Source organism: Zooshikella ganghwensis DSM 15267 (genome assembly GCF_000428585.1).
In the GTDB taxonomy this organism is placed as follows: domain Bacteria; phylum Pseudomonadota; class Gammaproteobacteria; order Pseudomonadales; family Zooshikellaceae; genus Zooshikella; species Zooshikella ganghwensis.
This window is the reverse complement of record NZ_AUAF01000001.1, coordinates 121,240-127,707: the sequence shown is the minus strand read 5'-3', so window position 1 is coordinate 127,707 and position 6,468 is coordinate 121,240. Positions and strand designations below refer to the sequence as shown.

Sequence of the window (6,468 nt, the reverse complement as noted above, 5' to 3'; positions counted from 1 at the left end):
GGTTAACGTTGATTTAGCTCAGTTTTGGCTAGGGCCTGTTAACACTATTTGAATCACCACTGCCGTAGACTATTTTTTCGCCTAGCAAGGCACAAGGAATGCTGTGTAGTCATTCTACATAAATGACTTGTAACACTGCTAGGTGGAAAAATAATCACGGCCCGAAGGGTTATGACGGTAAAAGCACTACTCGTTGTTGCTCATTGTTCATTTAGAACAACTAAACTTCACGCTTCGCGCCTAGATTAGTGCTTTTACCGTCATAACAGTGATATTCAAATAGTGTTAACAGGCCCTAGTCTAATCCTAGCTTTTTCAGGCGATAGCGAAGTGCGCGGAAAGTTATCCCTAATTTTTTTGCGGCGGCTGTTTTGTTCCAGCGAGACTCTTCAAGTGCCTGGACAATGGCTTTACGTTCCAACTCCGCTAAATAATCTTCTAGCGACTGGCTTCCATCAAGAGGGATAGGTGATTCTGTTGTTACGGATTGTTGGTCAGAATCTGGTGTGATACTGGTAGCAGGTGTGGCGCTATCAACATTTAATTTTAAGTCACTTGCTGATATTTCATCTGCTTCACACAATGTAAAAGCACGCTCTAAAATGTTTTCTAGCTCTCGAACATTGCCTGGAAAATTATAAGCAAGTAGTGCTTTTTCAGCCTCAGGAGTAAGGTGAGGTGGGGGTGTTTGGCATGACTCTGCAAGTTGCCTTAAAAAGAAGTTGGCCAGGAGTAGAATATCTTCTTGTCGCTCGCGGAGCGGAGGGACATTAAGTTCAATCACATTAATACGATAAAATAGGTCTTGTCTAAATTGACCATTAGCCACCATCTCAGCGAGGTCTTTGTGGGTAGCGCTCAGAATACGGGTATTAATTTTGAGTTCTTGCTGACTTCCTACTGGACGAATAGCTTTTTCTTGAATAGCACGTAGCAGTTTTACTTGCATGGGGGCAGGAAGATCTGCAACCTCATCTAAAAATAAAGTACCTCCATCCGCTGATTGAAAAAGGCCCTCTTTATCATTGGTAGCACCTGTAAAGCTACCTTTTTTATGACCAAAAAATTCACTTTCCATCAGCTCTGAAGGAATTGCACCACAGTTAACTGGAATAAAAGGCTGGTCGGCACGGGGGCCTTGCTCATGAATCAAACGAGCCACCATTTCTTTACCTGTTCCTGACTCACCACTGATGTAAACAGGTGCTTGGCTTCGGGCCAGTTTGATGATTTGTTTTCCCAGCTGAATCATAACGGCTGACTGCCCTAGGAGCTGAGTTTGTTTGTTAATGGTGGTATCTGCTATTGGGGTAACAAGCTGCAGGGCATTGTTAATAAGCTCTCGAAGTCGTTGTAAATCAATAGGTTTACTGACGAAGTCAAAGGCTCCAGCTTTCAGGGCTTCAATTGCCGTATCCATGCTGCCATAGGCTGTAATCATCGCAACGGGCATATCACTGTAGTGTTGGCTAATATGCTTAACTAAATCGATGCCGTTACCGTCAGGTAAGTTCATATCAGTAAGACAAAGGTTGTATGTATCCTCGGCCAGGGCAGACTTTGCGCTACTGACGCTATCGACAGCTAAAGTATTAAGACGCATGCGGCCTAGAGTAATTTCCAGTAACTCTCGAATATCGGGTTCATCATCAACAATGAGAACTTTTGGGTTATTCATCGGTATCGTTTAAATACAAGCTTTCTTGTTGACCATGAGTGAATGTGATTCTGAAGGTACAGCCTGGTTCGTACTGAACTAGCTCTAGGGTTGCCTGGTTGGCTTCACATAGCTCTTTGGATATATACAACCCTAGACCTGTGCCTCTTGGTTCAGTGGTATAAAAGGGTACGAATAAGTGGTTTCTAACCTCGGGTTTCATACCTGGTCCGTTGTCAGTGATATCAAGATACGGTAGACCGTTATCTTCTCGTAACCCTGTATGTAATTGTAGCGTGGCTTGCTGATTCTTCTTAAAGCTATAACGTAGTCCATTTTGACAAAGATTCGTGACAACTTGAGTGATCTGGTCGGGGTCAGCCATAACCTGAATGGGTAGAGGGGAGGGGAGGAAGCTAATGACTGGGTTACTGAAGCCTGGAAAGGGTTCTTCTGTCAAAAACTGCTTAATCCAGTCATTGAGTAAAAGAGCTTGAGGATTACTGGTTTTACGACGAGTAAGTTGCAGAACATTTTCAATAATGATGTTCATCCGCCGTGAGTGATTTTGAATGATCTCAATGAGCCGCTGATCAGCATTGTTTAACTGGTCTGACTCATTCAGTAATTGTGCAGCATGACTAATAGCGCCAAGCGGGTTGCGGATCTCGTGGGCAATGGCCGCAGTAAGTTTTCCCAAAGATGCGAGTTTGAGCTGCTGAGCTTGCTGATTTAGTGCTGTCAGGTCATCAAGAAAAATAATTACTTTACTCGACTCATTGTCGTATATCTGAGTGAAACTTGACTGCACTTTAGGGCGATCTGGACTGGTTTGAAAGGGTTTAGGCGTTTGCTCAGGACTTTCTTTCCACTGTTGGTAACAGGCATGTAAGTCAGGAGAAACCTGAAGCAGGGTGGGCGTTTGCACAGGGCTATTTAAAAAAAAGTGACTGGCTTGGTTCATCATAATAATACGTTCATGGGCATCAATGACCAGAATGCCTGTTCGCATACGCTGGATGATTAGCTGATTAAGCTTTTGCAGGTTATAGAACTCAGTACTTCGCTGCCTGGCAAGCTCCTCACTACGTCGAATCCGCTCAGATAGACTTTGCACAAAAATGGCTGTTGCAAAGATAATTGCACCTAACAGACCAGCATTAATTGATTTGCTTTGTTGGTCGGGAACCAGCGTTTGATAAATACTCAGAGCGATAATACATAGGGTAGCCAGTGCCGCAATGGCAATACCGGTTCGCCCCTTTAATAAGATATTGCCTGCTGCAACAGAAACAATTAACAGGTTGCCCAAGCCTGTTGCCTGTTTACGACTTAAATAAAAAAGCAAGCTTAGTAAAACAATATCCAAACAGACAATAGTAAAAATCTGTATCGTATTTGGCGGCTTTCTACTGATAGCAATGATCAGCATATTGATGCCAAGGTAAATAAATGCAAATACTTTGAAATGGATTGATGTATCTGGTGTGATCAGCTCTTTGCCGATAGGGCTGAATGCCGCAGCGATGAAAAGTAGGCCTAAAATCGCGCGATATAGATTATATACCCTCAGTGCATGAAATCGTCGATTGGATAATTCGTTGTTGTAGACAGTGACCGGCATCGGGATGTTATTGAGTATTTTGAAAGTGAATAAGACAAGCGTAAAGTCGCTTTCAGTGCTCTGGTTTTTCTTTTGAGTTCAGTGTAGCAAATGAATGTTTGCTCAAGGTGGCAGCTCAGTGATGAAAAAGGGGAAGTCGCTATACTAAAAACACTGTTGATGATGTAACGTATTAAGCTATTTTACAGCGTGCTTTGTTTCCCCCAAAATAGCGCAAACTTTTCAATTGACCACTAGGGTTTTTATGTCCGCGAAGCTTTCGATTGTCATGGCTCAACTGAATTTTTTAGTTGGGGATATTCAGGGTAATACGAAAAAAATTATTGCAGCTGCTGAGCAGGCAAAGCAGTTATATCAAGCAGAAATCATCGTATTTTCTGAATTAAGTGTGTGTGGCTATCCGCCAGAAGACTTGCTTTTACGAGACAGTATGCAATTGAGGGTTGAGAAGGCATTAACCCAGCTAGGAGAGGTAACTGGAATTGATATTGTTATTGGCTTGCCCTTTGATGGTCAAAACCAGGCTGTAGTGATAAGGGATGGCAAGATTAAAGCCCGCTATGCCAAGCAATTGCTACCGAACTATCAAGTATTTGATGAAAAACGTTACTTTACACCAGGCCATGAAACCACAGTATATGACCATAATGGCGTTAAGATCGGGCTTTGTATTTGTGAAGATATCTGGGAGCCAGGTCCTGTCCAGTCAGCTAAGCAAGCAGGTGCAGAGTTACTATTGTGCTTAAATGCTTCTCCCTTTCATATGGATAAAGTAGCGGATCGCCAGCAAGTTGCTAGACAGCGCTGTACTGAAAGCCAACTTCCCATGATTTATGTTAACCAAGTGGGAGGGCAAGATGAGCTGGTATTTGATGGTGGCTCCTTTGCGATGAGTGCTGATGGTGTCATAGCAGTAGGTGGAGACTATTATCAAGAAGGGCTTTACCCTGTTGAGGTTGACTTAACATCAAAGTCTATTGAGGCTGGAAAACAAGTTGATCCACCAGCAAAAATGCCAAGTATTTATCAGGCATTGGTGTTGGGTGTAAGAGACTATGTCGAAAAGAATGGCTTTAAGGGCGTTATTTTAGGATTGTCTGGTGGTATTGACTCCGCACTGACCTTAGCTGTTGCTGTCGATGCGCTGGGCCATGAGCGTGTGTCTGCCATTATGATGCCTTACCACTATACCTCATCCATGAGTCTGGAAGATGCTGAGGCTGAAGCAAAAGCATTAAAGGTAGACTACAAAGTGCTGCCTATTGAACCTATGTTTGATGCATTTATGTCAGCCCTATCAGATGAGTTTAAAGACACGACTCGAGATACGACAGAAGAAAACCTTCAGGCACGTTGTCGGGGTGTACTACTGATGGCGCTTTCTAATAAAAAGCGCTATTTGGTACTGACAACGGGTAACAAAAGTGAAATGGCTGTTGGTTATGCCACGCTGTATGGTGATATGGCTGGTGGCTTTGATGTGTTAAAAGATGTGCCAAAAACATTGGTTTTTGAGTTGGCGCGGTATCGAAATACAATCTCGCCTGTTATTCCTGAGCGGGTTATAACCCGACCGCCATCGGCTGAGTTGGCGCCAGGTCAGGTAGACGAAGATAGCTTACCAAGTTACGATGTGCTGGATGCTATTTTAGCGAACTATATAGAGCATGATTTAAGTGCTGATGCTATTGTCGAGCAGGGTTTTGCAAAAGACGACGTTTATCGTGTACTGCGTTTAGTTGATATTAATGAGTATAAGCGGCGTCAAGCGGCTATTGGCGTAAGAGTTACTCGTCGTGGATTTGGGCGAGACAGGCGATACCCTGTGACTAATGGCTGGAAATTAGGGGAGTAGACGGTCTCTTGTGGGCTTAATTAATAGGAAGCTTACTAATCACATCGCTAGGCAGTGAACACAAAAAACGGGGCATTAGCCCCGCTTTTTAACGAAAGAATAACACTACTCATCGCGCTGCAAGATATCTTCAGCTGTTTCCGTTTTGCCTGTTTTAGACGTTTCGGAATTTTCTTCTCCATCATCACCAATTAAGCCAAAACTGATAACGTTTAGCCAAGAGCGTTCATGGCCTACTTCAGCTTCCAGATCTAATTGGTCACGACTTTTCCGGCGAGACGGTGGCTCAACATCTTCAGGGTCATCTAGCAAGCCAAAGCTCATAATGTTCCATATTGATGGGTCAACATCATGGTAAACCTTGTAGTTGACGAATTTGCCGTTCTCATCCAGGGATTTATGTTTAGGTGAATTTAATCTCAGCGTTTCCAGTGCATTGTTCGCTGCAGCTGTCAGGCCTAAGTGCTGGTATGCTTCGACCATAATTGCTAGTGCATCCGGCACTGCTGGGGTCTCTTGCAGGTTTTCAACCACATATTTACCACGATTAGCGGCAGCCACGTAAGCTTTGCGCTTCAAGTAATAGTTTGCAACATGCACTTCATAGGCAGCGAGTTGATTACGAAGAAATATCATCCGTTTTCGAGCGTCTGGTGCATAGCGACTGTCTGGAAAACGGCGTAATAGTTCAGAAAATTCATTAAATGAGTCTCGTGCCTGGCCTGGGTCACGCTTGCTCATATCAATCTCAACATAGCGCTCAACAATGCCAACATCAGCCGTATATGAAGATAAGCCTTTCAGGTAGTAGGCATAGTCAACATTTTCATGGTTGGGGTGCAAGCGGATAAATCGGTCTGCTGCGGCAATCGCGGATCCTTGCTCTTGGTTTTTGTAATAAGCAAAGATTAAGTCCAACTGGGCTTGCTCAGCGTAGGAGCCAAAAGGAAAGCGGGCTTCCAGGGCTTTCAGTTTATCAATTGCATCATTGTAATTACTGGTATCAAGAGCCACTTGTGCCTGCTCATAAAGCTCTGACTCAGTCAGGCTTTCATCAATCTCTTTTTTGGAGTCTGAGGCACATGCTACTAATAAGCTAATAAAGCTGAGAATGATTAAGTGTTTAGCAATACGCATGTTGTGTGCTTATCCCTATTAGTACTTAACGTGTAGGCCAACAGGTTAAGTGAATTGATTCGTGCTTTAACAGCAATCAGTGAACCGTTTATCTTGTAATTTTCTGCTTAAGTGTTCAACCGGATCAGTGACATGAGGTTTGAACCAGTCCAAGCTTTTTTCAAAAACTTGTTTGCTGGTATCTCCCCCAGATGA

General features: G+C 43.5%; 4 protein-coding genes. 1 reads left to right on the top strand and 3 read right to left on the bottom strand.

The window, feature by feature from the left end:
* Nucleotides 1-295: 295 nt before the first annotated feature.
* Nucleotides 296-1,678 carry a sigma-54-dependent transcriptional regulator gene (locus F607_RS0100550; protein ID WP_027706471.1) on the bottom strand — a complete coding sequence of 461 codons (1,383 nt, stop codon included), beginning with the start codon at nt 1,676-1,678 and terminating at the stop codon, nt 296-298.
* The gene (locus F607_RS0100545; RefSeq protein WP_038289380.1) at nt 1,671-3,281 is read right to left on the bottom strand and encodes a sensor histidine kinase; all 1,611 of its coding nucleotides are present in this window, start codon (nt 3,279-3,281) and stop codon (nt 1,671-1,673) included. The genes F607_RS0100550 and F607_RS0100545 overlap by 8 nt, the downstream gene beginning before the upstream one ends.
* 244 nt (nt 3,282-3,525) lie before the next feature.
* Here F607_RS0100545 and F607_RS0100540 point away from each other — a divergent pair, with 244 nt between their 5' ends.
* Nucleotides 3,526-5,136, top strand: coding sequence for an NAD+ synthase (locus F607_RS0100540; RefSeq protein WP_027706469.1), 1,611 nt, complete (start codon nt 3,526-3,528; stop codon nt 5,134-5,136).
* 105 nt (nt 5,137-5,241) lie between these two features.
* On the opposite strand, the gene F607_RS27550 is transcribed toward F607_RS0100540, so the two are convergent.
* Nucleotides 5,242-6,273 carry an outer membrane protein assembly factor BamD gene (locus F607_RS27550; RefSeq protein WP_084611042.1) on the bottom strand — a complete coding sequence of 344 codons (1,032 nt, stop codon included), beginning with the start codon at nt 6,271-6,273 and terminating at the stop codon, nt 5,242-5,244.
* Nucleotides 6,274-6,468 lie beyond the last annotated feature (195 nt).

Coding starts and splice junctions, on each gene's coding strand:
- F607_RS0100550 (WP_027706471.1), bottom strand. CDS start 1,678: ATGAATAACCCAAAAGTTCTCATTGTTGATGATGAACCCGATATTCGA.
- F607_RS0100540 (WP_027706469.1), top strand. CDS start 3,526: ATGTCCGCGAAGCTTTCGATTGTCATGGCTCAACTGAATTTTTTAGTT.
- F607_RS0100545 (WP_038289380.1), bottom strand. CDS start 3,281: ATGCCGGTCACTGTCTACAACAACGAATTATCCAATCGACGATTTCAT.
- F607_RS27550 (WP_084611042.1), bottom strand. CDS start 6,273: ATGCGTATTGCTAAACACTTAATCATTCTCAGCTTTATTAGCTTATTA.